At 72.4% G+C, this 25,186-nt stretch carries 25 protein-coding genes; 9 read left to right on the top strand and 16 right to left on the bottom strand.

Features of this window, described 5'->3' with window-relative positions:
* The first annotated feature begins 139 nt into the window (after nt 1-139).
* Genes EJ357_RS43475 through EJ357_RS43465 form a run of 3 tightly spaced genes read left to right on the top strand, consistent with a single transcriptional unit; the run spans nt 140 to nt 4,280 of the window.
* Nucleotides 140-2,971, top strand: a complete 2,832-nt coding sequence (locus tag EJ357_RS43475) for a cation-translocating P-type ATPase (RefSeq protein ID WP_126400836.1) — start codon at nt 140-142, stop codon at nt 2,969-2,971.
* Nucleotides 2,968-3,627 carry a potassium channel family protein gene (locus EJ357_RS43470; RefSeq protein ID WP_267132832.1) on the top strand — a complete coding sequence of 220 codons (660 nt, stop codon included), beginning with the start codon at nt 2,968-2,970 and terminating at the stop codon, nt 3,625-3,627. Before EJ357_RS43475 ends, EJ357_RS43470 begins: the two co-directional genes overlap by 4 nt.
* On the top strand, nt 3,624-4,280 hold the full coding sequence (locus EJ357_RS43465; RefSeq protein WP_126397726.1) for a potassium channel family protein: 657 nt from the start codon (nt 3,624-3,626) through the stop codon (nt 4,278-4,280). Before EJ357_RS43470 ends, EJ357_RS43465 begins: the two co-directional genes overlap by 4 nt.
* Nucleotides 4,281-4,307: 27 nt before the next feature.
* On the opposite strand, the gene EJ357_RS43460 is transcribed toward EJ357_RS43465, so the two are convergent.
* From EJ357_RS43460 to EJ357_RS43420, 9 genes are read right to left on the bottom strand one after another with little or no spacing between them, the layout of a single operon-like run.
* The gene (locus EJ357_RS43460) at nt 4,308-4,931 is read right to left on the bottom strand and encodes a V-type ATP synthase subunit D (RefSeq protein WP_175647740.1); all 624 of its coding nucleotides are present in this window, start codon (nt 4,929-4,931) and stop codon (nt 4,308-4,310) included.
* Nucleotides 4,928-6,331 (bottom strand): V-type ATP synthase subunit B, encoded by a 1,404-nt coding sequence (locus EJ357_RS43455; protein ID WP_126397725.1) that lies wholly within the window; start codon nt 6,329-6,331, stop codon nt 4,928-4,930. The genes EJ357_RS43460 and EJ357_RS43455 overlap by 4 nt, the downstream gene beginning before the upstream one ends.
* Nucleotides 6,328-8,091: a V-type ATP synthase subunit A gene (locus EJ357_RS43450; RefSeq protein ID WP_267132831.1), complete on the bottom strand. Its 1,764-nt coding sequence runs from the start codon at nt 8,089-8,091 to the stop codon at nt 6,328-6,330. The genes EJ357_RS43455 and EJ357_RS43450 overlap by 4 nt, the downstream gene beginning before the upstream one ends.
* On the bottom strand, nt 8,088-8,612 hold the full coding sequence (locus EJ357_RS43445; protein ID WP_126397721.1) for a hypothetical protein: 525 nt from the start codon (nt 8,610-8,612) through the stop codon (nt 8,088-8,090). The genes EJ357_RS43450 and EJ357_RS43445 overlap by 4 nt, the downstream gene beginning before the upstream one ends.
* Entirely contained in the window at nt 8,609-8,836 is a 228-nt protein-coding gene (locus EJ357_RS43440; protein ID WP_228472789.1) for a hypothetical protein, read from the bottom strand. Before EJ357_RS43440 ends, EJ357_RS43445 begins: the two co-directional genes overlap by 4 nt.
* Before the next feature lie 2 nt (nt 8,837-8,838).
* Entirely contained in the window at nt 8,839-9,255 is a 417-nt protein-coding gene (locus EJ357_RS43435; RefSeq protein WP_126397717.1) for an ATP synthase subunit C, read from the bottom strand.
* A complete protein-coding gene (locus EJ357_RS43430; RefSeq protein WP_228472788.1) occupies nt 9,252-10,751 on the bottom strand; it encodes a V-type ATPase 116kDa subunit family protein in 1,500 nt (499 codons plus the stop codon). The genes EJ357_RS43435 and EJ357_RS43430 overlap by 4 nt, the downstream gene beginning before the upstream one ends.
* The gene (locus EJ357_RS43425) at nt 10,738-11,697 is read right to left on the bottom strand and encodes a V-type ATPase subunit (RefSeq protein ID WP_126397715.1); all 960 of its coding nucleotides are present in this window, start codon (nt 11,695-11,697) and stop codon (nt 10,738-10,740) included. Before EJ357_RS43425 ends, EJ357_RS43430 begins: the two co-directional genes overlap by 14 nt.
* The gene (locus EJ357_RS43420; protein WP_126397713.1) at nt 11,697-12,197 is read right to left on the bottom strand and encodes a hypothetical protein; all 501 of its coding nucleotides are present in this window, start codon (nt 12,195-12,197) and stop codon (nt 11,697-11,699) included. The genes EJ357_RS43425 and EJ357_RS43420 overlap by 1 nt, the downstream gene beginning before the upstream one ends.
* A 175-nt stretch (nt 12,198-12,372) precedes the next feature.
* Here EJ357_RS43420 and EJ357_RS43415 point away from each other — a divergent pair, with 175 nt between their 5' ends.
* Nucleotides 12,373-13,233: a CBS domain-containing protein gene (locus EJ357_RS43415; protein WP_126397712.1), complete on the top strand. Its 861-nt coding sequence runs from the start codon at nt 12,373-12,375 to the stop codon at nt 13,231-13,233.
* A 25-nt stretch (nt 13,234-13,258) separates the two neighbouring features.
* Here the strand turns inward: EJ357_RS43415 and EJ357_RS43410 are convergent, their stop codons facing one another.
* The 7 genes from EJ357_RS43410 to EJ357_RS43380 form a co-directional block, all read right to left on the bottom strand.
* Nucleotides 13,259-13,480 (bottom strand): acyl carrier protein, encoded by a 222-nt coding sequence (locus tag EJ357_RS43410; protein ID WP_228472787.1) that lies wholly within the window; start codon nt 13,478-13,480, stop codon nt 13,259-13,261.
* A gap of 26 nt (nt 13,481-13,506) precedes the next feature.
* Nucleotides 13,507-14,916 carry a dihydrolipoamide acetyltransferase family protein gene (locus EJ357_RS43405; protein ID WP_126397708.1) on the bottom strand — a complete coding sequence of 470 codons (1,410 nt, stop codon included), beginning with the start codon at nt 14,914-14,916 and terminating at the stop codon, nt 13,507-13,509.
* Between the two features lie 2 nt (nt 14,917-14,918).
* Entirely contained in the window at nt 14,919-15,914 is a 996-nt protein-coding gene (locus EJ357_RS43400) for an alpha-ketoacid dehydrogenase subunit beta (RefSeq protein WP_126397706.1), read from the bottom strand.
* A gap of 2 nt (nt 15,915-15,916) precedes the next feature.
* Nucleotides 15,917-17,002: a pyruvate dehydrogenase (acetyl-transferring) E1 component subunit alpha gene (pdhA, locus tag EJ357_RS43395; protein ID WP_126397704.1), complete on the bottom strand. Its 1,086-nt coding sequence runs from the start codon at nt 17,000-17,002 to the stop codon at nt 15,917-15,919.
* On the bottom strand, nt 16,999-18,789 hold the full coding sequence (gene acsA, locus EJ357_RS43390; RefSeq protein WP_126397702.1) for an acetate--CoA ligase: 1,791 nt from the start codon (nt 18,787-18,789) through the stop codon (nt 16,999-17,001). The genes pdhA and acsA overlap by 4 nt, the downstream gene beginning before the upstream one ends.
* A 307-nt stretch (nt 18,790-19,096) precedes the next feature.
* Complete coding sequence (locus EJ357_RS43385) at nt 19,097-20,125, bottom strand: alcohol dehydrogenase catalytic domain-containing protein (protein ID WP_126400830.1); 1,029 nt, start codon at nt 20,123-20,125, stop codon at nt 19,097-19,099.
* Nucleotides 20,126-20,228: 103 nt separating this feature from the next.
* A complete protein-coding gene (locus EJ357_RS43380) occupies nt 20,229-21,098 on the bottom strand; it encodes a universal stress protein (RefSeq protein WP_126397701.1) in 870 nt (289 codons plus the stop codon).
* Between the two features lie 208 nt (nt 21,099-21,306).
* Between EJ357_RS43380 and EJ357_RS43375 the strand changes: the two genes are divergently transcribed.
* The 5 genes from EJ357_RS43375 (at nt 21,307) to EJ357_RS43355 (ending at nt 25,142) form a co-directional block, all read left to right on the top strand.
* Nucleotides 21,307-22,140 (top strand): universal stress protein, encoded by an 834-nt coding sequence (locus EJ357_RS43375; RefSeq protein WP_126400828.1) that lies wholly within the window; start codon nt 21,307-21,309, stop codon nt 22,138-22,140.
* A 163-nt stretch (nt 22,141-22,303) separates the two neighbouring features.
* The gene (locus EJ357_RS43370; protein ID WP_126397699.1) at nt 22,304-22,909 is read left to right on the top strand and encodes an Rv1733c family protein; all 606 of its coding nucleotides are present in this window, start codon (nt 22,304-22,306) and stop codon (nt 22,907-22,909) included.
* 42 nt (nt 22,910-22,951) lie between these two features.
* Nucleotides 22,952-24,343 (top strand): nicotinate phosphoribosyltransferase, encoded by a 1,392-nt coding sequence (locus EJ357_RS43365; RefSeq protein ID WP_126397697.1) that lies wholly within the window; start codon nt 22,952-22,954, stop codon nt 24,341-24,343.
* Nucleotides 24,344-24,354: 11 nt separating this feature from the next.
* Nucleotides 24,355-24,642: a dsRBD fold-containing protein gene (locus tag EJ357_RS43360; protein WP_126397695.1), complete on the top strand. Its 288-nt coding sequence runs from the start codon at nt 24,355-24,357 to the stop codon at nt 24,640-24,642.
* A 35-nt stretch (nt 24,643-24,677) separates the two neighbouring features.
* Nucleotides 24,678-25,142 (top strand): Hsp20/alpha crystallin family protein, encoded by a 465-nt coding sequence (locus EJ357_RS43355; protein WP_126397693.1) that lies wholly within the window; start codon nt 24,678-24,680, stop codon nt 25,140-25,142.
* The last annotated feature ends 44 nt before the right edge of the window (nt 25,143-25,186 follow it).

Raw genomic sequence — 25,186 nt, 5'->3', positions numbered from 1 at the left:
GAGCGCGCCGCCGGTGATGGGCGGTGATCCGGCGACCGCCGAGTTCCCTGGAGTCCGCGATGGCAGCCCCACCCCGGTCCTTCCTCACGATCCGGCCGATTCCACCGGTGCCGAGGACCTCGTCACCGTACGGGATCGGATGATGCGCACCGGTACGGACCCGCTGGTGCCGGGCGGCGGGGCGGCCGGGGTGGCCGGTGCCACGTCCGGTTCCACTCCGTGTCCCGCGGTACTGGAACTCGCCACCGGTGAGGTCTTCACCGCGCTGGACACGTCACGGCGCGGCCTGGCGGCGGATCGGGCCCGGGCGAGGCTGGAGCAGTACGGGGCCAACGAACTGCCGCGTGCGGGGCGGCCCGCCGTATGGCGGCCGCTGCTGGCGCAGTTCACCGACCTTTTCGCGGTGGTTCTGATCGTCGCCTCGGGGCTCACTTTCATGGCGTACGGGCTTCAGGAGCCGCGTGACGTGGGCACCCTGCAACTGGCGGTGGCGATCCTCGGGGTGGTGGTGCTGAACGCCGTCATCGGCTTCGCGCAGGAGTACTCGGCCGAGCGGACGGCCCAGGCGCTGGAGGCGATGGTGCCGCACACCTGCAGGGTGCTGCGCGGCGGCGAACGGCTGGAGTTGCCGGCCAGGGAGCTGGTGCCGGGCGACGTGGTGCTGCTGGAGGCCGGCGATGCGGTGTCGGCGGACTGCCGGGTGGTCGAGGCGCACGAACTCGCGGTGAACAACGCGCCGTTGACCGGGGAGAGCAATGCCGTGGGCCGTACGGCCGACGCGGTGACGGCCGTACCGCCGCTCGAGGCCCGCAACTGCGTGTTCATGGGGACCGACGTGGTCGCCGGGTCCGGGCGGGCCGTGGTCTTCGCCACCGGCCCCACGACCGAGTTCGGGCGGATCTACCGGCTGGCCGCGGCCGCCCCGCGGCAGAAGACGCCGCTGCAGCTCCAGGTGGCCTCGATGGCGCGACGCGTGGCGGGGGCGGCCCTGGCGATCGGTGCCCTGATGTTCGTCGTGCGGCTGCCCACCGGGGAGTCCGTGGTGCCCTCGTTCGTGTTCGCGCTCGGGGTGATGGTGGCCCTCGTGCCGGAAGGGCTGCCCGCCACCCTCTCGGTGTCCCTGGCGATCGGCGTACGGCGGATGGCGCGGCGCCAGGCCCTGATCAAACAGCTGCTGGCGGTGGAGGCGCTCGGGTCGACCACGGTCGTGTGCACCGACAAGACCGGGACACTCACGCAGGCGGAGATGACCGTCTCCCAGGTCTGGGCGGGTCGTCAGCCGCACCCCGTGAGTGGTGTGGGGTACGCCCCGGACGGCCAGGTCGCCGACGTGGCACCGGTGCGCGAGCTGCTGCGGGTGGCGGGCCTGTGCTGCAACGCCCGGCTGGTGCCGCCGGCCGACCCCGCGGGTCGGGAGCGCCGGCGGGTGCTCGGTGACACCACCGAGGGCGCACTGCTGGTCGTGGCCGCCAAGGCCGGGCTCGACCTGAGCGCCGAAGAGGCGGCAGCTCCACGGGTGACCGAGTTTCCCTTCGACTCGACCCGCAAGCTGATGACCACGGTGCACAAAGGCGGCGCGGGCTACCAGGCGTGCGTCAAGGGAGCGCCTGTCGAGGTGCTGGCGCGGTGCGTCGAGGTGGAGTGGGAAGGGCGGGGCGGGCAACTGACCGAGCAGGAGCGGGCGGCAGTCGTCGGAGCGAGTGACGCGCTCGCGTCGCAGGGGCTACGGGTGCTGGCTGTCGCGCGGCGGGAGCTGGACGGGCCACGCCCCACACAGGACGAGGCCGAGTCCGGGCTCACCCTGCTGGGTCTGGTCGGCATGCTGGACCCGCCACGTCCGGAGGTCACCGACGCGGTGGCCGCCTGCCGCCGGGCAGGTATCCGGATCGTCATGGTCACCGGCGACCACCCGCTCACGGGGGAAGCGGTGGCCCGCCGCGTGGGAATCGTACGGCGACCGGATCCGCTCGTGGTGACGGGCGCCCGGCTCGACGCGATGGACGACGAGGCACTCGACGCGCTGCTCGCCGAGCCGTCCGAGCTGCTGCTGTGCCGGGTCAGCCCGGAGCACAAGATGCGGGTGGTCACCGCCTTCCAGCGGCGCGGCGAGGTGGTGGCGGTCACCGGCGACGGGGCGAACGACGCGCCGGCGCTGAAACACGCCGACATCGGCGTGGCGATGGGGGCTTCGGGCACCGACGTCGCCCGGGAGGCGGCCTCGATGGTGCTGCTGGACGACTCGTTCGCGTCCATCGCGGCAGCGGTACGACTCGGCCGGGCCGTCTACCAGAACATCCGCAAGTTCCTCGTCTACCTCTTCAGCCACAACATCGGGGAACTGGTCCCGATCCTGGCGGCGACCTTCGCCGGATTCCCGCTGGTGCCCATCAGCGCCGTGCAGATCCTGGCGATCGACCTCGGCTCCGATGTGCTGCCCGCCCTGGCCCTGGGTGCCGAGCCACCGGAACCCGACGTGATGGACCGCCCGCCGCGTTCCCGCCGGGAACGGCTGTTCTCGGCCGCGGTGGTGGGACGGATCCTCTTTCTGGGCGGCATCCAGGCGGTCTGCGTGACCGGCGTCTTCTTCTGGCACATCACTGCCTCGGGTATTCCGTTCGACGATTTCACCGAGGACACCCTCGCCTATCAGGAGGCGATCACCATGGTCCAGGCCGGGATCGTGCTCAGCCAGTTCTTCAACGCGCTCGCCGTGCGCACCGATCGCCAGAGCATCCTGAGCGTGGGGCTGCTGTCCAATCCGGCCCTGCTTGCGGCGGGCGGCTTCGGCGTCGCGCTCATGGCCGCCATCAGCTATCTGCCGCCGCTGCAGGCCGTCTTCAACACCGCCCCGCTCGACGCCGACGACTGGGCGGTCCTCGCCGGGCTCGGCACCCTGCCCCTGATCGCGGACGAGGCCCGTAAGGCGTGGCTGCGCCGCCGTGCGAACCACCGGAAAGGAGTCCCGCGGTGAAGGTGATCGTCGTCGGCTGCGGACGGGTGGGATCCACCCTCGCCGGTCTGCTCGCCACGGAAGGGCACGACGTGCAGGTCGTCGACCGGCGTCCCAAGGCGGCCCAGCGGCTGCCCGACAGCCCCCGCATCCGCTTCCACGAGGGCAACGGCTACAGCCGCGCCGTGCTCCGGACCGCCGGGATCGAGCACGCGGACGCGTTCGTGGCCGTCACCTCCGGGGACAACAGCAACATCGTCAGCGCGCGCACGGCGAAGGAGACGTACCGCGTGCCGATCGTCCTGGCCCGCATCTACGACCCCCGGCGCGCCGACATCTACCGCGAACTCGGCATCCCCACGATCGCCAGCGTCCGCTGGACCGTGCACCAGATCCACCAGATGCTGCTGCACCGCCACCTGAGCCCCGAACTCAGCTTCGGCAACGGAGAGACCCTGCTCATCCGCTCCGAGGTGCCCGACTACCTCATCGGGCGGCGGCTGACCGAGTTCGACGTCGACGGGGAGATCCGCGTCGTCGAGGTCACCCGCGCGGGCCGCTCGCTGATCCCGGCACACAGCACGCCCGCGCAGGCGGGCGACCTGGTCACCTTCGCCGTCGCGGCCACCGCGCTGGGCAGGCTGCGCGGCTTTCTCGACAAGGAGCTGGGAACGTGAACGTGCTCATCGCCGGCGCGGGGCGGCTCGGCACCCAGATCGCCCAGGTGCTCTCCGCGGCCCGCAACGAGGTCACGCTGATCGACATCGACGACGAGCGGGTGGCCGAACTGGAGGGCCGGATCCAGGCGCGCCTGGTGGCGGGCGACGCCTGCGAGCCCGTCCTCCTGGAGCACGCCGGTGCCCTGACCGCCGACCTCGTCATCGCCACCACCGGGGACGACGAGGACAACCTCGTCATCAGCCTGCTCGCCAAACGGCAGTTCTCGGTGCCCCGCGTGGCCGCCCGGGTCAACGACGCCGACAACGCCTGGCTGTTCGACGGGCGCTGGGGCGTCGACGTCGCCGTTCCCGCAGCCACCCCGCTGATCTCCCTCATCGAGGAGGCCACCGGGGCCACCGACACGGTCGCCCTGCTGCGGCTCAGCAAGGCAGGCGTCGACGTGATCGAGACGGCCATCACGCCGCAGTCCAGGGCTGTGGGCCGGGTTCTGGGCGACATCCGGCTGCCCGAAGGGACGGTCGTCGCCACGATCGTCCGCGAGGGACAGCCCACCGTGCCGGATCCGGCGATCCGGCTCGCGGCCGGGGATGAACTCCTGCTCGTGTCGCACTCCGCGACCGAACAGGAGATCCACGCGGCGTTCCAGTGAACCGCGCCCAGGCGCACAGCAGAACGGTCACGCGTCGGTCGTTCGAGCCGCCCAGCGCCGCCGGACGCTGTCCTCGTGCTCGGCCTGCTCCAGGGCCAGGTCGGCCCGGTCGAGTTCCTCCCGCAGGCGGGGGATCCAGTGGCGCCGCAGGGCACGGACCCGGTGCCGGGTGCTGACGACCTCCGCGCCCACCGCCTCGGCGGCGGCGTGGGCGGCGGCGTACTCGGCGGCGGCGCACACCGCACGGGCGTAGGCCGCCTCCGCATGGACGAGCGCAGTGTTGGAGGGCGCGGCGGCCGTGGGCGAGCGGTTGGGTACGGACGTGGTGACCGCCGCCGGGTGGCGTACTCCCATGGATACGGTCCAGTGCACCGTGACCTCGGCGGGGCCGATGCCCGCGGCAGCCGAGTCGAGGGCCTGTTCGCCGCCCAGGAGGAGTCCGCGCAGCAGCCAGCCCTCGGCCTCGGGCAGCAGGTCCCGCCAGGCGCGGGCGGCTGTCTCCTGGGTGCGCAGCAGGCGCTGGTGCTCGGAGCGCAGGATGCGGAGTTTCTGCTCCAGCAGGTCGGCTCCGCGCTCGGCGACGTCGAGGCTGTGCCGCAGCCGCAGCCGCCCCGCACGACCGGGCGGAGTACGTCGGCGGGTGCCGGTCATCGGGACACCCCCGTGCCGGGGTCGTCCTTCGCCCCGTGGGCGTCGAGGAGCCGGGCGGGGAGCATGGAGAGCTGGCTGCGGGGCAGGGTGAGCAGGGCCCGCCAGCCGCGTTCCAGCGAGGCGTCGAGGTCGCGCGGTCGGTCACTGCGCTGGTCGGCGAAGTCCCGCAGGAACGCCTTGTCGAAGTCCAGGTAGCGACGGTCGGTGGGGCTCAGCGCCGCCTGGCCGACCAGGTCGGCGAGATCGCGGATCTGCCGGGCCCGGGCGAGGGCGGCCAGCAGTTGGGCCGCGACGTCGAGGTGGTCGTCGCGGGTACGGCCGGGGCCGGCGCCTTTGCGCATCAGCCGGGAGAGGGAGGACAGCGCGTCCAGCGGCGGGTAGACGCCCCGTGCGTGTGTCTCGGGCGAGAGCACGATCTGGCCTTCGGTGATGTAGCCGGTGAGGTCGGGCACGGGGTGGGTGATGTCGCCCGCGGGCATGGTGAGCACCGGCAGCACGGTGACCGAGCCGGGACGGCCCCGGATGCGTCCGCAGCGTTCGTACAGGGAGGCCAGGTCGCTGTAGAGGTAGCCGGGGTATGCGCGGCGGGCGGGGATCTCCCTGCGGGCGGCGGAGACCTCGCGCAGGGCTTCGGCGTACGTCGTCATGTCGGTCATCACCACGAGGACGTGCCGCCCCACGGTGAAGGCGAGGTGCTCGGCGACGGTGAGCGCGATCCGCGGGGTGAGGATCCGTTCGATCACCGGGTCGTCGGCGGTGTTCAGCAGCAGGACCAGTTCTCCGGCCGCGGACCGTTCCTCCAGTGCGTCGCGGACGAAGGAGGCGTCGGCGTGGGTGAGTCCCATGCCCGCGAAGACGACGCTGAACGCCTCTCCGGCCGCGGTGGCCTGGGCGGCGATCTGAGCGGCCAGTTCCAGATGGGGCAGTCCGGCCACGGAGAACACCGGCAGCTTCTGCCCCCGCACCAGGGTGGTCAGGGCGTCGACGGCCCCGACCCCGGTGAGCACCGGTTCGGACGGCGGTTCGCGCCGCACCGGGTTGATGGGAGCGCCGCCCACCTCGGCGTCGTGGGCGCCGAGGACGGGTGGGCCACCGTCGAGGGGCTCACCGCGGCCGTTGCACACGCGGCCGAGCCAGTCCGTGCCGACCGGGACGCGCAGCGGACTGCCCGAGAACGCGGCCCGGACCCCCTCCGGATCCATGCCCGCAGTGCCCTCCAGCACCTGGACGACCGCCAGGTCGCGGTCGGCGTCCAGGACCACGCCGTGGCGCCGCTCGCCCGACGCGAGCGTGATGCGTACATACTCGTCCCAGCCGATCCCCGAGACGCCCTCGACGATGGCGAGCGGACCGCGAAGCTCGCGCACCGCCGTGTACTCGATCCCTCCGGACAGGCTCATGGCCGCACTTCCCCCAGCTTGGCGAGCATGGCGTCCCGCCGCACCGCCACCCCGGCGGCGTCGTGCGGGTCGGTGTCCTCTCGGGCCCGCAGGAGCGGACCGAAGTCGATCGCCTCGATCGAGGCCGCCGGGACGCCGGAGTCGACCAGCCCACGGCAGCGGTCGGCGACCGCGAGAACGGCGTCGGACAGGGCGGCCGTCTTCTCCGGGCCGCAGAACGCGTCCCGCTCGGACAGCGCGCTCTGCTGCAGTACGCCCTCGCGAACCAGCCTCCCCGCCAGCACGCTGATCCGCTCCCGCGCGGGCAGGGCCGCGATCCCGATCAGGTCCACCAGATCGGCGAGCCGGTCGGCCTCCGCCAGTACCGCTCCCACCCGGTCGCGGCGCCGAGCCCACTCCGAATCGCCGGCCGCCCGGTGTCCGGCGGCGAGGACCGGTACGTCCCGGGAGAACGACCCGGCCCAGGAGATCGCCGGGTAGTGACGGGCGTAGGCGAGGTCACGGTCGAGGGTCCACAGGCAGCGGACGAAGCGCTCGGTGTGCGCGGTCACCGGTTCGGTCATGTCCCCGCCCGGCGGGGACACCGCGCCGATCACGGTGACCGAGCCCCGGTCGCCGCCGAGGGTGGTCACGGCGGCAGCGCGCTCGTAGAAGGCCGCGATGGCGGAGGCGAGTCCGGCCGGGTAGCCCTCCTCGGCGGGCAGCGCGCCGGTACGGGAGGCGAACTCGCGCAGCGCCTCGGCCCACCGGGAGGTCGAGTCGGCGATGACGACCACGTCCAGACCCATGTCCCGGAAGTATTCGGCGACCGTCATCCCCGTGTACACGCTCGCCTCGCGGGCCATCATGGGCATGTTGGAGGTGTTGGCGATCGTCACGGTGCGGTCCGCGAGACGTCCGCCCGTGCGCGGGTCCTTCAGCTGCGACAGTTCGGTGATGACGTCGGCCATCTCGTTGCCGCGCTCCCCACAGCCGACGTAGACGATGACGTCCGCGTCGCACCACTTGGCGATCTGCTGCAGCAGCACCGTCTTGCCGGTGCCGAAGCCACCGGGCACCGCCACCGTGCTGCCCCGGGCCACGGGGAAGAGCAGGTCGATCACGCGCTGGCCGGTGTTCAGGGCCTCGTGGCTGTCGACGCGCTCCCGCACCGGGCGCGCCCGGCGTACCGGCCACAGGGCGCCGACCGTCACCTCGGTGCCGCCCACCACAGCGACCACGGCGTCCCGCGTGCGGTCCCCCGCGACGGCGATCTCCTCGACCGTGCCCTCGCAGCCGGGCGGCACCAGGACCCTCACCCGCGCCGCTCCCGCGTCCCGGATCTCCCCCAGCGACTCCCCCTCGGCCACCTGCGCGCCCTCCGCCACCAACGGGGAGAACTTCCAAGTGCGTTCCTCGCCGGCGTGCCGCCCCGCCCCGGGCAGCAGCCAGTCGCCGGCGCCGGACAGGGGGCGCAGCAGGCCGTCGAAGATCCCGCCGAGCAGCTCGGGACCGAGCCGCACCGACAGCGGACGGCCCTGGGGCAGCGCCGTCTGTCCCGGCGCGAGTCCACCGGTGTACTCGTACGCCTGGACGGTGACCACGTCACCGCTGATGGCCACGACCTCACCGGGCAGCCCGGCCGGGCCGATCGAGACCAGGTCGTACATCGCGATACCGCCCGTGTACTCCATCTCGACCAGCGGTCCGGTCACGCGCAGGATCCGGGAGACCGGCTCCCGAGCATGCGCCCGGTGACGCGTCCCGGCAGCTTCCGTCACGGCGCCCACAGGCTCCGCACCTCCCCTCCCATGCGATCCAGCGCCCGGTCGGCCAGCGCGGTCAGCGACAGATCGATCCGCCTCCCCGGCACCTGCGCCACCACACCCCCGTCGGCGTGCCCGGTCACCTCGGCGGCAGGACCGAGGAGGACGCGCGCCCGGTGTTCCAGCCGCTCCCGCAGGGACGGGTAGTCATCGGCCCGGCGCAGCTCCCGGACCCGCTCGGCGGGCTCGCGGCGCAACTCCTCGTACGACTCCCGGCGAGCGGCGAGCGTGCGGGACCTGGCCTCCCGCCGGGCCCCGACGAGGCGGTCGCGGGCGGCGTCCGCACCGTCGGCCTCGCCCTGCCTGCGGGCATCGTCGAGGATCGTCCCGGCCTCGGCACGGGCCTGGTCGAGCAGCGCGGCGGCCTCCCGCTCGGCGCGGGCCAGGAGCGCATCGGCGTCGGTGTGAGCGGCTCGCAGCAGCTCCGCCCGGACCGGCGAGAGTGCGTCCGACATCTGCCCGGGGGGGGTCGTCATGGCGGCATCACGGCCGTCAGCGGCCTGCGGCCCCTGGGCGCCGCCGGATCCGACTCCAGTGCCTCGGCCGCGGCAGGGGTGAGGATCACCAGGTCGACGCCGTCCGGCAGACTCCGCCAGATCCGCCGTACGGCTTCGGGGCCGTCGGCGACGAGCACGACCGCTCCGGCCAGCGCCAGACCGGCCACACGGGACCGCTCTCCAAGGGCGGCGACGCTGCCCATGGTCACGCCTTGCCGATGAGGATGACCGCGACGACCAGCCCGTAGATGGCGATGCCCTCGGCCAGACCGACGATGACCATGGCCCGGCCGAAGAGCTCGGGCCGTTCACTGAGCGCCGCGAGGGCCGCCGCACCGGTGTAGGCGACGGCGATGCCCGCGCCGATCGTCGCACCGGCCACCGCGATCGCGGCGCCGATCAGAGCGGCGGACCCGGAGCCGGACTCCTGGGCCGCGGTGGTCGCGGCTTGGGCGGTTCCGCCGCCGAGCGCCAGGGTCAGTACCACGGCGGCGGCCACCAGGAGAACGGCGTCGGCGGCGACCATCCACCACAGGGCCGTCCGGCCGGAGCGTCGCAGGACAAGACGTACGGCGACGAATCCCGCCACGATGACGGGCAGGGCCAGGAACCAGGTGATCACGCTTCCTCCTCCCTTGCCGGGCCGCGCCGCACGGCCTGAGCCACTGCGAGCGGTCCGGTGTCGGCGGCCGGCCCCGTGAGGTGCTCCACGGGCAGGTGCCAGGGCCTGAAGGGGCGGCCCTCGCCCTCGAAGAGCCGGGAGAACAATTCGTAGAACTCCAGTCGCAGCGCCTGGACACCGGCCACCAGGGCCTCCAAGGCGAAGGTCAGGGCATTGCCCGCGAGGAACACGAGTACCGCTGCGACGACGCCCACCGGGCCCCGCCCCGCCAGAGCCGTCGTGCCGTCCCAGACGATCGCCCCCAGCGCCGCGTGGGTGAGGCCGAAGGCCGCGAGCCGTGCGAACGACACGACGTTCGAGCCGATCCGCACCACGGCGTCGAACAGCTGGATGCCGGTCTGCACGGCACCGCCCGGACCGCCCGCGGTGGTGGCGTACAGCCCCACCCCGGCCAGCGCCAGCCCGACGGCCGCGATCGCCGCGCCCACGACTCCGTACCCGGCCTGGCCGAGCCACACGTACCCCGCGACGGCGGCGAGACCGAGATAGAGCGCGGCCCCGGCGATCCCGGTCGTCGCGTACAGGGCCGCCGCGGGTCCGCCTTCCCGCCACCGGTTCACGATCCCCGCGGCGTAGGCGACGGCCAGCAGCACGGCACCGAGCCCGACGGCCGCGGCCAGCAGCCGCATGGGCTCCTCCAGCGGTTCCAGCCACAGCACGGGCAGCACCCCGGTCGGCCCGAAGAACTCGCCGTACGCCACTCCGGCCAAGGCTGCGGCGAGCCCGGCTCCGGCGACGAAGGGCCACAGCGGGCGCAGCGCGGCCACTCGGCGTGGTCGGCCCGCCCGCAGCAGGAGCGCGATGCCCACGAGCAGCAGACCGTGCCCGGCGTCGCCGAACATCAGGCCGAACATCACCACGTAGACGATGCCGGCCGCCATGGTGGGGTCGAGGTCGGCGTAGGGCACGGTTCCGTATGTGGTGACCAGAGGCGTGAAGGAGCGGCGCACCGGCCTCGCCGTGAACGCCGGGGACGCGGTGTCCGCTCCGGTCAGCAAGGTCGGCGGATCGATACCGCGCGGGGTTCGCAGTGGCATCAGCGCGCCCCCGGCACCGGCGATGCGAGCGGCCGTGGCGCCCACCTGCGCTTCGGGGCACCAGCCGGCCAGTGCCGCGACCGCGCCGTGCCGGACCGCGCTGCCGAGCCGTTCCTCCAACTGTGCCTCGCCGGCCAGCAGGTCGGTCCGGCCCTCACGCTCCAGTGCGTCCAGGTCAGGGGGCGCCTCGCTCAGTACGGGTTGCGCCGGTTCGGCACGCAGCCGCTGGAGGCGTGTGGCCGCCCGCCCACGGACATCCGGCCCGCCGTCCCCGGCCAGGTCGATCTCGACGCAGCCCGCCTCGGCAATCCGGACCAGGCTCTCCCGCAGCGCCTGCTCGGGGGCCACGATGGCCACCCTGCGCATCCGGACCGGGCCCGCCGCCTCAGCCCGGAGCATCGAGCGCCTCGCTCGGCCAGCCCCCAGGGCCGCCGCCCCGGGCGGCTATTTCCAGCGCGCCGCGGGTCCGCCACGCGTCGACGGACAGCAGTGCCACGGCCCCCACCACCGGCTGCGGCCCGAAACGGGACCGGCGCAGCAGTTCCCGGCCGTCCCGCTCGACGGCGTCCCACCAGTGTGCTTCCGCCCGCCACAGGTCCGCCGCCTCGTCGATGTCGTCCAGCAGCCACCTCGCAGTGGTCGGCAGCGCCTGCCTGAAATCGGCGTACGAGCCTGCGGCGACGGCCCTCGGGCCGAGCAGGCGGGCCGCCCGACGGACCGAGACCTCCGGCATGCGGCGGCCCACGACGAATACTTCACGGCCGAACTGCAGGGCGAGCCGGGCGGCCGCCCAGCGTGCCGCACAGGGGACGGTGGTGGCGAGCCGTAGGGCGGCGGAGACCCGCATCCCCGTGGCGATCGCGGCCGGGGAGTCTCCCCCGGGGTCGCCCCAGACGGAGGCCGCGAGCGCGGTACGCAGCTCCGATGGCGTACGGGTGCGGGCGAGCCGTGTCCAGGCGGTCGCCAGCGCGCCCAGGCGGTAGGGCGGTGAGGGGCGGCGTTCTGAACCCGGCCGGCGCGGGTCGGCTGAGAGAGCCCTCAGGTGGTGCTCGGTGTTGGAGAGCTCGAATCCGGCAGCGAGCGCCCGGACGGCGGCGGCGCCGGTGGCCGGTTGCCAGCCGGCGAGGACCCGCAGATGCCACAGCAGTGTCGCCGAGACCGCCCGCTGGGCCTCGGCCGGGGTGGCTCCCGGGGTGACGTCGTGCCGGTACGGCGTGGACGCCAGGTAGCGCAGGGCGTCATCGAGGGTGGTGGACGCGGCCACCTCCCTGATGCCCTCGGCCCCCAGGCACCTCGTCCGCAGAGCGCGCGCCCGCGTCACGCCGGCCACCCATCCGGCGCCCATCACAGGCCACCCCCTTGTGGCCCCTCCCGGCCCGGAACCGGTTGGTCCTCCGATACGGAGGGCGTCCCCTCCCCCGCCGCGAGGTCCTCCCGCACCAGCACGAGTACACGGTCGGCGAGCACGGGCGTGCGGCTCCTGGCACGGCGGCGCTCGTCGGCTGCCACCCGCTCCGCCTCGGCGAGCAGCGCCGCCGCCTCGTCCTTGGCCGCACGCAGCGCCTGCTCGGCGGCGCGCTCCCGTACCCGGTCCGCTTCCGTACGCGCTGCGGCCACGATCGCCTCGGCCTGCCGTTCGGCATCCCGCCGACGAGACGCGGCAGCCGCCTCGGCCCGCTCACGTACGGTCCGGGCTTCCACCTCCGCCTGTTCGAGCAGGGCCAGGGGCGGGGCGAGCTCCGCACGGAGTTCGGCGGAGCGGTCCGCGGGAACACCACTCGGTGCGGCCCGGCCGGGCGATGTCGCCGGCCGGAACCGTGTCAGAAAGTCCCGGAAACCGCTCACGAACTCTCCTCCTGGTGAGCCCAGGCCACGCTTCCCAGTTTCCTTGGTAGGCGATGGCATGTCGCGCCGCACCGGCCCATCTGTCCCGCAGGCAGGGCCGTTCGGCCCGGAGGCCGCACCTGCCGATCGATGCGAGACTGACCGCGTAGGTGGACGGCGTCCTCGGGAGGCAGCCGTGAGCGACATCGAGCACACCTCCACAGGGAAGGAAGCCCGCCGCACCACGCCGGGCCGCCCGTGGACACCCCAGGAGGAACCCCGCCAGGACGCGTTGGGCCGCTACCTCGCCGCGGTCGCCGCCGCCGCGTCTGCGCGGAGCGCCCAGGAGCCGGAGGTCGCCCCCGGTGGGGAGGTGCCTCAACGGCCGGTCACTGCCGCACCGGAGCCGTCCGCCGGGCAACCTGCCGTACTCCGGGTGCGGGATGTCATGCAGGTGCCGGCGGCCTCCGTCCCCGGCGACATGCCGTTCCTGGACGTGGCCCACACGCTCGCCCGCGAGCAGGTGAGTGCCGTGCCGGTGGTCGATGCCGACGACCACGTGATCGGTGTCGTCTCGGAGTCGGATCTGCTGGCCAAGGCCGCCGTCATGGCGGAACCGCACCGGCACGGTCCTGTCGGCAGGATGTGGCAGCGCCGCCTGTACGAGAAGAGCCACGGCGACACGGCGGCCACGTTGATGACCTTCCCGCCTGTCACCGTCCACCCGGCGCAGCGGGTGACGGACGCCGCGTGGACCGCCGCCCACGCCCGGCTGAAGCGGCTTCCAGTGACCGACTATCGCGGCCGGCTCGTCGGTGTGGTGAGCCGGCGCGACCTGCTGCGGGCCCTGATCCGTGACGACGCCGAGATCCGGGCCGAGGCCGAATCCCTGATCGGCCGGCACCTGCTGGATCCGCACGCCGTGCAAGTCGCCGTGGACAACGGCGTGGTGACGATGACGGGGAGACTGGACAAGGCTGTCGTCCCCGAACTGCTCGCATCGGTACGGGACATCGACGACGTGGCCGATGTCGTCGACGACATCGAAGCGATCTGAGCCGTGACCGTCCACCGGGCGCGGGTCACCGCGTGTGGGCGGCAAGGAAGTCGGCGGCGGCGGACAGCGTGGTGAGCCGGCGCGAGTCCTCGTCCTCGATGCGCACGCCGGAGCGCTCGCTGAGCACCTCCACGAAACTCAGGAAGTCCAGCGAGTCCATCTCCAGTACATCGCGGAACGCGTCGTCGGGCCCCAGAGCTGCGACGTCGGCGCCCGGAAGGACGCGGGAGATCGATTCCCTGACCATGTCCATTGCCTCGGTTCGATTCATGTTCACAGCTGCTCCGGGTTCTGCAGGAGGCGGGACACCGCCGTGAGGTAGCGGGCACCGACAGCACCGTCGGTCGCCCGGTGGTCGGCGGAGAGGGTCGCCGTGACCACGGGCCGCACGCCCAGCAGGCCATCGACGGCGCACGGCCGGTCGACCACCCGCCCGAAGCCGACCAGAGCCACCTGGGGCGGGTGGATCACGCCGAGGACGGTTTCCACGCCCTGGTCGCCGAGATTGGTGACGGTGATCGTGGCCTCGGACACCTCGGTACCGCGCAGCATGCCCGTACGAGCCCGGGCGACCAGGTCCTTCAGGGAGTTCATCAGCTGCGGGAGCGCCAGGGTGTCGGCGTGGTGCAGCGCGGGGGCGACGAGCCCTCCGCCGCGCAGGGACACGGCCACGCCGAGGTGTATGCCCTCGCCCGCCGTGAAGTGGTCGTCGATCCAGAAGCCGTTGAGTTCGGGGACCTCCCGGGCCGCCAAGGCGGCCGCCTTCAGCAACAGGGCCGCGGGGAGCAGCCGTTCACCGACCGGGCTTTGCCGGTTGTGCTCGTGCAGCCAGTCCATCGCGGCGGCCAGGTCCACGGAGGTGGAGAGGTAGTAGTGGGGAATGTCCCGGTTGGCGCGGGTCATCAGGCCGGCGATCGCCCGGCGCATGGCTGCGGCCCGGTCTTCGGACGGGCGGGCAGCAGCAGGCGGCCGTTGAGGGGAAGGCCGCACCGGGGCGGCGCCCGTGGGCGCGGGGGCGGTGGGGGCCGCCGGGCCCGGAGCTGCCCGCCGTACGTCCGCGGCACGGACGGCCGACTCCCTGCCCGTCCCCGTCACCGTGGCCAGGTCGACGCCCAGTTCGGCGGCTAGCCGCCGGGCGAAGGGGGAGGCGCGCACGCGCGGCCGAGGAGCAGCTCGGGCGGCCACCGCTGCCTCGACGTCGGTCCGGGTGACGCGCCCTCCTGGTCCGGTGCCGTGCAGCGCCTCCAGGTCTACGCCGCTGTGCTCGGCGAGATGCCGGACCAGTGGGCCGGCCTCGATGTGGCCGCGCTGTCGAGCGGCGGAAAGTGCCGGCGCCGGGCCCGGGGCGGGTTCGGGCGGCGGGGATGGGGGCTCGGTGGACGCCGAGGGCTCCGTGGACGCCGAGGGCTTGCCCTTCTTCGGTGCCCGGCTGACCGGTCGTCGCTCCTCGGCCGGCCCGATCACCGCGAGCGGCGTGCCCACCGGGACCGTCGTGCCGGGTTCGACGAGCAGCTCATTCATGGTCCCGGTTGCGAAGCACTCCACCTCGATCGTCGACTTCGCGGTTTCCACCACCGCGACCGGATCCCCCTTGTGTACGAGGTCACCGGGCCCCACCAGCCATTCCAGGAGCGTGCCCTCGTCCATGTCGGCGCCGAGGGACGGCATGGTGAACTCGGCCATGATCAGTTCACCGCCCGGTGGGCGGCCGCGACGATGTCGGCGGGCTGCGGCAGGGCGGCCTCCTCCAGCCGCCGGGCGTACGGCATGGGCACCTCGGCGCTGCACACCCGCTCGACGGGCGCGTCGAGTTCGTAGAACGACTCCTCGGCGATGCGGGCGGACACCTCGGCGGCGAGGCTTCCCGTCCGCCATGCCTCGTCGATGACCACGGCACGGTGGGTACGGGCCACGGAAGCGGTGATCGCCTCGGCGTCCAGAGGACGGAGGGTGCGCAGGTCGATCACCTCGGCGCTGATGCCCTCGGCGGCCAGCTCGTCCGCCGCCGCGAGGGCCTTGGGCAGCGAACCGCCGTACGTGATCAGGGAGATGTCGGTGCCGGGCCTGCGGATCGCTGCGTGCTCCAGGTCCACGGGGGCCGTGGGCTCAAGGAGTTCACCGGAGACGTTGTAGAGGCTTCCGTGCTCGAAGATCAGTACGGGGTCGGGGTCGGCGAGCGCCGGAGCGAGCATGTGGCGCGCGTCCTCGAGAGTGGCGGGGGCGAGGACGCGGATGCCGGGGATGTGCGCGTACCAGCCCTCCAGGCTGTGTGAGTGCTGGGCGGCGAGCTGCCGTCCGGCCCCCGTGGTCATGCGGATGACCAGCGGTACGGGCAACTGGCCGCCGGACATGTGCAGCAGGGTGGCGGCGTTGTTGAGGATCTGGTCCAGAGCCAGCAGGCTGAAGTTGACGGTCATGATCTCGACGACGGGCCGCATCCCGGCGAGGGCGGCACCGATGCCGGCACCGACGAACGCGGACTCCGACAGCGGGGTGTCGCGGACGCGTTCGGGGCCGAACTCCTCCAGCAGTCCGAGGCTGACGCCGAAGCATCCGCCGTACCTGCCCACGTCCTCGCCCATGAGGAAGACACGCTCGTCGGAGCGCAGGGCCTGACGGAGTGCCTCGCGCATCGCCTCCCGGTAGGTGGTCTTCGCCTCGTGCGAACCGTCGACGCCCATGGTCAACTCACCGCCTCCGCCGAGGAACTCGTGACGTGGTGGAGCAGGTGCTCGACCGGCTCCTCGGGTGCCTGTTCGGCCGCTTCGACGGCGCGGTCGATCTCGGCGGTGATCCGTTGCTCGATCGTGGCGACGTCCTTGTCCCCCAGCTCACCGTTGTCGCGCATGCGGTCCGTGAGCAGGCTGATCGGGTCGCGGGACTTCCACCGCTCGATCTCCGTCCTGTCGCGGTAGCGGTCCGGGTCGTACATCGAGTGGGCGCGGAAGCGGTAGGTGCGCAGTTCCAGGAAGTGCGGACCGGTGCCGGCCCGGATGCCCTCGACGGCCCGCCGTGCGGCTTGCTCGACGACTTCGACGTCCATGCCGTCCACGGCCCAGGCGACCATGCCGTAGGAAGCGGCGCGCATGGCCAGATCGGTCTGTGCCTCGTGCCGTTCCAGCGCCGTGCCCATGGCGTAGCGGTTGTTCTCACAGACAAGCAGCACAGGCAGCTTCCACAACGCAGCCAGGTTCGCGGTCTCGTGGAACTCGCCCTCGGCAAAGGCCCCGTCGCCGAAGAAGCAGCAGGTGACGTTGGTCCGTTCGCGCATGCGGTCGGCGAGCGCGAGCCCGGCGGCCAGGGGGAGCCCGCCGGCGACGATGGCGTTGCCGCCGTAGAAGCGGCGGCTCGCGTCGAACAGGTGCATCGAACCGCCTCGGCCGCCGCTGCACCCGGTCGTCCTGCCGTACATCTCGGCCATGACGGCATCGGCCGTGATCCCGCGGGCCAGCGCGTGGCCGTGCTCGCGGTAGGTGGAGACGACCGCGTCCTCGGGTGTCAGTGCCTCGTTGACGCCGACGGCGACGGCCTCCTCACCGATGTACAGGTGGACGAAGCCGCGGATCTTCGCGGCGCTGTACAGCTCCACGCACCGCTCCTCGAAGTGCCGGATGCGCAGCATCGACTCCAGCAGGTCCGTCCGGTGTCCGGTGTCCGGCTGCCGGGCCGGCGCTTCGGTGCTCGCGCTCCGCCTGGTCGTCGTGGTCTCCTTGCCGGACTTCGGGGGCGCCGGGTCCTTGCGTGTGCGCGTGGCGCGGGCGGCGCTCATGTGGATCCCTCCAAGGTCGACAAGTCTCCGGTCGGCAGGCCGAGTTCGCGGGCGCGCAGGAGGCGGCGCATGACCTTCCCGCTGCGCGTCTTGGGCAGGTGCTGATCGAAGGCGATCTCCCTGGGCGCGACGGCAGGGCCCAACTTGCGACGGCCGAAGGCCAGCAACTCCCGCTCAAGATCCGGGGTCGGCTCGACACCGGGCCGCAGCGACACGAAGGCCTTGACCACGTTCCCGGCGACCGGGTCCGGCCGTCCGATCACCCCGGCCTCGGCCACCGACGGATGCTCCATCAGCGCGCTCTCCACCTCGAACGGGCCGATCAGATGCCCAGCCGACTTGATGACGTCATCCGCGCGCCCCACGAACCAGTACCAGCCGTCCGCATCCCGCCTGACCAGGTCTCCGGTCAGGTACCAGCCGCCCGCGAACGCGGCGTCGTAGCGCTCCTTGTCGTGCAGATAGCCGCGGAACATCGACGGCCAGCCCGGCCGTAGCGCCAACTCGCCCTCGACGTCGGGGCTTTCCACTTCCGTGACCTTGCCGTCGATGACCAGTGCTCGGCCATCCTCGCCCTGCTCCAGCACGGTGGCGTCGACGCCGGGCAGCGGCCGTCCCATCGAGCCGGGCCGGATCTCGCCGGCCGCGAAGTTCGCGATCATGATGCAACCGGTCTCCGTTTGCCACCAGTTGTCGTGCACCGGCAGGCCCAGCACGTCCCGGCCCCACACGACGGCCTCCGGGTTGAGGGGCTCGCCGACGGAGGCGATGAAGCGCAAGGCAGAGAGGTCGTAGGAGCGCGGCAGGTCGTACGGGCCTTGGCGTGGGGTGGCGCGCATCAGCATGCGCAGGGCCGTTGGGGCCGTGTACCAGACGGTGACCCGCTGTTCGCCGAGGATCCGGTACCAGCGCCGGGCGTCGTAGTCGCCCTCGTCCACGACCAGCGTCACGCCGTGGACGAGCGGGGCGATGATCCCGTACGACATGCCGGTGACCCAGCCGGGGTCGGCGGTGCACCAGTACACGTCCTCGGGGTGCAGGTCGAGGGCGTACGCGGCGGTGGCGTAGTGGGCGACGACGGCCTCGTGGACGTGGACCGCGCCCTTGGGGGTGCCCGTGGTTCCGCTGGTGAAGTGGAGCAGCGCCATGTCGTCGGGAGACGTCTCCGGGATGGTGAAGGCGTCCGGGGCGGTGGACATCAGGTTGTCGAAGGAGGCGGTGCCGGGCAGCTCGTCGGCGCCGGGGCCGACGATCAGGACGTGCTTCAGCCCGGGAACCGATGCCCGGCGCTCGGCGACCTTGCGCCGGTAGAGGGCCGCGGTGGTGACCAGGACCTGCGCGTCTCCGAGCCGCAGCCGCTGCTGGACCGGGTCGGGGCCGAAGGCTGAGAAGAGCGGGCAGAGCACGCTGGTGTTCTTCAGCGCGCCCAGCACCGTGGTGTAGAGCTCGGGGCAGCGGCCCAGCAGGGTGAACACCCGGTCGCCGTGGCCCACGCCGAGTGAGCGCAGGACGTTCGCGAAACGGGCCGTACGACGGGCCAGTTCCGCGTACGTGACGGTCGAGACGGAGTCGTCCCGAGCGACGCAGCGCAGCGCGACCTTGCCCGCGAGGTCAGAGGCCGCGTGCCGGTCCACCGCCTCGTGGGCCATGTTGAGCCCGCCGTCGGGCAGCCCGGCCAGCGCGGTGCGCGCCTGCGACCAGGTGAAGGTGGAGCGGGCCTGGTCGTAGTCGGTGAGTCGGGGTGGGACGACCGGTGCGGTGTCCTTCTGGATCGTTTCCCAGTGCATGGGCTGCTCCTCCCGGCACTGCCCCTGATGTCCAGAGTCGCCGAGCCCGGTCCTGGCTGCACCTCGGCCGCAGGACACGGCCGGATCGGACGGCCGGCGGCGTACCGCGCGCGTCGACGGAGCCGGGGGCCGCCCGCTTCTTGCGGGCCCCAATCACACGGTGCGCGGCCCCTGTTCCGCTGCTCCGTGTCTCCTTGTAGCCCTCGGCTCAATTCCATGGCACCGCCGCTCGCCGACGAGTTGTAGGGCCGGACGGCCCTGACCGAGGGTCCGGACGGCCCGTTCGGCCCCTTGTGGGCCGGGCGGTTCACTCGCGGTGCAGCACGACCTTGAGGGCGCCCGTGGTGGTGCCGTGGGAGAACACCTCGTAGGCATCCTCCATCCGATCGAGGCCGAAGGTGTGGGTGACCAGCTGGGAGACCGGCAGGCGTCCGAACCTCACCAGCTCCAGCAGCCAAGGGGTGGAGGACGTGTCCACCTGGCCGGTGCTGATCGTCACGTTCTTGCGCCACAGGGATTCGAGATGCAGCGTGACCGGCTTGCCGTGCGTGCCGATGTTGGCGATATGCCCTCCGGTGCGGACGGCTCGGGTGCACAGGACGAAGCCTTCCGGCTCACCCGATGCCTCGACGACCACGTCGGCTCCCGGCTCCTCTGAGAGATCGGCGATCATCTGCCCGGGCAGTTCGGCGGCATCGGCGCCCAGGCGGACCGCGGCTTCCAGCCGGGCGGTGGACAGGTCCACGACGATGATCCGGCGAGGCGAGTAGAGACGGGCGATGGCGACCGTGGCCAACCCCACGGGCCCCGCACCCACCACGACGACGATGTCTCCCGGTCCCACATGTCCGTTCCGCACCCCGACCTCGTAGGCGGTGGGGAGGACTTCGGCGAGCAGGACCGCGTCGTCCAGTGCCAGCGCGGAGGGCCGTCGATGGGTGGAGTAGTCGGCGAACGGCACCCGCACGAATTCGGCCTGCGTCCCGTTGATCAGGCTTCCCAGGATCCATCCACCGCCTCCGCGGCACTGGCCGCCCATGGTGTCGCGGCACGCCCGGCAGTGGCCGCAGGCCGAGACGGACGACACGATCACCTGGTTTCCGGGGCGCAGATCGTGGACGTCGCTGCCGACCTCCACGACCTCGCCGACGGCCTCGTGGCCGAGGACCGTCCCCGGTTTCACCTCGGGGAGGTCCCCCCGCAGGATGTGCAGATCACTGCCGCAGACTGTGGTGGCGTCGACGCGCACGATCGCGTCGGACGCCTCCTCGATCGCGGGGTCCGGGACGGTGTCCCATGAGGTCTGTTCCGGACCGTGGTAGACGAGCGCTCGCACGGTGTTCACTCCCTCGTTCCCTCACCTCCACGGTCACCCCGGCCGGGCTCCCGGGCAAGACGGCAGCCCCTGCCCCTCGGTCCGCACCGGACGGGGGCCCGGCTCAGCCATGAGGGACGACGGCGACGGGGCAGCTCCCGTGATGGATGGCTGCCTGGGCCACGGGGCCCAGGTGGGGAGGCAGGCCGTGCCGGTGTGCGCGTCGGCCGACGACGAGCAGCGCCGCGCCTTCGGCGGCACGTACGACGGCTTTGGCCGGGCTTGCGAGACGGATGCTGTCGGTGACAGTCACCTGCGGGTACTTCTCGCGCCAGGGTCGGAGCGCCTTGCTCAGTTCCTTCTGCGCGTCTCGCGTCAGCTCTTCGGTGGCGTCGTGGTCCACGCCCCAGGGCACACGTGCATGGAGCGGCACACTGCGTCCGTGGACGGCCAGCAGAGGGACGCCCCTTGCCGCGGCGGTGTGGAAGGCGAAGTCGAGCAGGTCGTCGGAGGATCCGTGCAGTTTCAGGGCCACGACCACGCGGCTCGCGGGTGCCGGGGGCGCCCCCTCCTCCGGGGTCTCTGCGCGGACGAGTACGACCGGCCGCTCGGCCCGTGCCACGACGGGCATGCTGACGTCGCCCAGGAAGTAGCTCTCGACCGGCTCCAGCCCCCGGGAACCGAGCACGGTCATCTCGGACTCCGACGCCGCTTGGATCAGGGCGTTCTGGGCGTCTTCGGCGACCAGGTCCCCGACGATGGACAGGCCCGGGTGGTGTGCTTGGAGCTCCGCCCTCGCAGTGTTGACGAGACGCTTGGCCCAGTAGTTCTGATCGACTTCCGAGGGGACGCCGGTCGGTTCCGGCGCCAACAGTGGCCACGCGTGCAGCAGACGCAGGGCCAGCTTGCGCTTCTCCGCCTCGTCGGCGGCCCAGCGGGCGGCGGCAAGGCTCTCGGGTGAGCCGTCCAGGCCCACGGTGACGACTGGTTGCATGGCGGCGGCCTCCGTCTCGTACGAAGCTGGGAATGACGGTGACGACGGTGAACGAGTCGCATGGTGTGGATGGTCCGGACGTCGCCGGCAGGCCGAGCGTGATGTGTTGTCTCCTTCGAGGAGTACCCCAATCTCCTCCGCGACGCATGTGGGCCTGGGGAGGAGAGAGGCGCAGCGGCGGAGTCCGGCACGAGAGGAGACAGGGGTGGTGTCGATTCCCCTGGTCGTCGGTGTCGACGGGTCCGAGGCGAGTCTGGAGGCGGTGGACTGGGCCGTCGACGAGGCGGTCCGGCACGAGGTGCCGCTCCACCTCCTGCACGCGGCGGTGAGGGTCCATGAGGCATCCGACGAGGCATCCGACGTGATCGGCGCTGCCGCGCAGCGCGCCAGGGATGGCGCTCCTACGGTGCGGCTGTCGAGCGAGGTGCTGCATGAGGACGCGGCTTCCGCCCTGGTCGACAAGGGGCGCAACGCCTTCGCGCTGGTGCTCGGATCCCGGGGGCTCGGGGATCTCGCCGGGATGCTCCTGGGCTCGGTCAGCCTGGCCGTGGCGGCACGAGCGGACTGCCCGGTCGTCGTGGTGCGCGGCGCGGCGGAGCACCGGGGTGCCCGGTTCGGGAGCGTCGTGGTCGGTGTCGAGGACGGGGAGGGCAGCGGCACGGCTGTCCGGTTCGCGTTCCGTGAGGCCCGTGTGCGGGGCTGCCGGCTGGTGGCTGTGCACGCCTGGAGCACACCTTTCGGCGCTTTCACCGCACCTCAGGCCCCGCCGTGGTACGCCCTTGAGGCTCACCGACGCCCGCCGGAGCAGGTGCTCGACGACGCCTTGCGCGGTGCGGCGGAGCGGTACCGGGACGCGCCGGTCAGCCGAAGGGTGATCGAGGGACCGGCACGCCAGGCCCTGCTGGAGGCGGCGTCAGGGGCGGACCTGCTGGTCGTGGGCGCCCGAAGGCGACAGGGGCACTTGGGTTTGCAGCTGGGCCTGATCAATCATGCGGTACTGCATCACGCGCCGTGCCCGGTCGTGGTCGTTCCCCAGGTATGACCGCGCCGCGCCGGGCGGAGACGGATCTTGCCGAAGGTCGGCCCTTGCGGGGCCGTACGTCGCCCCCGCGGGGACTTTCGGCCCAGTGACCGGTCTCCGCTGCCGTTCGATGGTGGGACGGAGAGACGGGGGAACGGACCAGCGACCTGCTGGAGGCCGACTCATGAGTGCACAAGGTTCGCCGTCCGCGTCCGGCCCACCCCCGCCGCACCAGGAGCACACCTCGAAGGGGGCGAATCCCCTGCGGCGTACGTCCGACAGGGTCGAAGCCTGGTTCGGCCGCTTCTTGATACTCGTATTCGTCGTCGGCCTGCCGATGGCCGCGCTCAGTGCGGGGCTGACGGCTTACGAGTCGTCGATGCGTACCGTCCAGATCCAGTCAGCACAGCGGCAGGAGGTCACCGCCCGGCTGACGTCGAATGTCAAGGGTGATACCGAGGGCGGGAAGCAACAGGCGCAGGTCCGCTGGACCGACGGCAATGGCCGGGTGCGCACGGGAACCGTCCTGGCAGAGCCAGGAACGCCCAAGGGTGCGACCGCTCGAGTCTGGGTGGACCAGGCCGGGGCCATCACCGGTCCGCCGATGAGCGCGCTGGGCGCCACGACCACGGGCTGGTTCGTGGGCGGTATGGCGGCGGTCGGCGTGATCGCCGGGTCCTTCGCGGCGCGGGCGGGCATGCGCCACATGCTGGACCGCAGAAGGTACGCGCAGTGGGACGCCGAGTGGGACCTGGTGGAGCCCCTGTGGTCCGAGCGCTTCCGCAGGTGACGGACGAGGAGCTCGGGCGGAGGCTGGAAGGAGGTGACGCTCATGTCCGATGCGATGACCACCGATCTGTACGAGGTCACGATGGCCATGTCCTATCTGCGGGAGGGCATGACCGCCCCGGCGACCTTCAGTCTCTTCGTACGCGACCTGCCTCCCGAGCGGGGCTTCCTGGTCGCGGCGGGGCTGGAGTCGGCCCTGGACTACCTGTCCGGCCTGCATGTCGGCCCGGAGGACGTCGATGCCTTCGCTTCCGCCCTGCACCGGCCGCCGGGCGACGTTCAGGCCCTGCTCGGCCTGGAGTTCACGGGCGACGTGCGGGCCGTTCCGGAAGGGCGGATCGTGCGGGCGGGCGAGCCCCTGCTGGAGGTGACCGCGCCGCTTCCGCAGGCGCAGTTGGCCGAAACCTACGTGCTCAACCAGGTCAGCCACCAGACCGCGCTCGCCTCGAAGGCCGCGCGCTGCATGCTGGCCGCGGCCGGGCATCCGGTCGTGGACTTCTCCCTGCGGCGGACCCACGGCCCGCAGTCCGGGTTCCAGGCCGCCCGCCTCGGCGCGATGGTCGGCTTCGCCGGGACCAGCAACGTGGCCGCAGCCACCGCTGTCGGCATACCCGCCGTCGGGACGATGGCGCATTCCTTCGTGGAGGCGTTCGCCACCGAGGAGAGTGCGTTCCGCGCCTTCGCACGGTCCCACCCCGGCCCGGTGACCTTGCTGGTGGACACCTACGACACCGAGGACGGCGTCCACGTCGCGGCGCGCGTCCTGCGGGACCTGGACCGCGGGCCGGGGTCGGCCGTGCGACTGGACAGCAGCGACCTCGGGACCCTGGCGGTGCGAGCACGGGACATCCTCGACGGCGCGGGCCTGCCGGACGTGCGGATCGTCGCCAGTGGCGGTCTCGACGAGTACGCCCTGGACGAACTGGTCCGCTCGGGCGCGCCGATCGACACGTACGCCGTCGGCACCCGCGTCGGGGTCTCGGCCGACGCCCCGTTCCTGGACTCCGCCTACAAAATGGTGGAGTACGACGGACGGCCGGTGATGAAGCTCTCCACCGCGAAGGTCACGGCACCCGGCCCCAAGCAGGTGTTCCGCCGTCCCGGATACGCCGACGTGATCGGCCTGGCCGACGAGAAGCCACCAGCCGACGGAAGGCCGCTGCTGGAGACGGTGATGCGGGGCGGGCGGCGCACCGGCGACAGGTCCACGCTCGACGAGTGCCGGGCGAGGTTCGCCACCGACCTGGACGGACTGCCGTCGGCGGCCCGTCGAATCCGAGGACCGCAGGCGCCTCGGGCGACGGTGTCCGAGCGGCTCAGCGTACTCACCGCACGAGTCCGACACCGCGTTGAAGAGCTGGCGCGCGCTCCCGCCGCACAGCCCCCGGACGCAGAACGAACCGCATCCGGGTCACATCGGTGCGTAACGAGGTGAGGAGGAAAGCGATGCCGCACACGGCGGAATGGAAGGTTCGTCTCCACCTCTTCGAGGACGACGAGGGGACGACGAAGGCACGCGTGGTGCTGGACACGGGCACCACGACGCTCACCGGACACGGGTCCGCGCACTGCAATCCGGCGGACATGAACGTGCCGGAGATCGGTGACGAACTCGCGGCGAGCAGGGCCATGAACGACCTCGCCCAGCAGCTGCTGAACGTCGCCGAGCGCGACATCGAAGACGTGGACGCCTCCCGGCCCAGCACCCGTCAGGTCGCCGGCCGGCCCACGTGAGCCCCGGGATCGGAACGCAAGGAGGAGGATCAGCCATGACACATCCCGTACGACGCGGCAGGGGCGCACATCCCGTGTGGGACCCCTTCCGTGAGATCGAGGATCTCCGCACCCGCATGGATCGGCTCATGCATGCGACCTTCCCCATCGCCGGCTTCCCCGAGTTCGACACCGCCGAGGCGTGGGCGCCGCTGGCCGACGTCGAGGACACCGAGGACGCCTACCTGGTGGAGCTGGAACTTCCCGGTGTGGACAAGGACCAGATCACGGTGGAGGTCGTCGAAGGCGAACTGGACGTCCACGGTGAGATCAAGGAAAGGGAGCGCACCGGGGTGGTCCGCAGGCACACCCGCCGCATCGGGCAGTTCGACTACCGCACCGCCTTGCCGCCGAACGCGGACACCGAGCACGTCAGCGCGGACCTGGCCAACGGGGTGCTCACGGTACGCGTCCCCAAAACCGAGAGGGGGAAGCCTCAGCGCGTCGAGATCACCAGCTGAGTCGTGAGCGGGGCCTTGTCCCAAGCAAGGTCCGTGCGTCACCG

The sequence above is a fragment of the Streptomyces cyaneochromogenes genome, assembly GCF_003963535.1.
GTDB classification, from domain to species: Bacteria; Actinomycetota; Actinomycetes; order Streptomycetales; family Streptomycetaceae; genus Streptomyces; species Streptomyces shaanxiensis.
The sequence above is the reverse complement of the archived record's forward strand: the minus strand, read 5'-3'. Positions and strand labels throughout refer to the sequence as shown.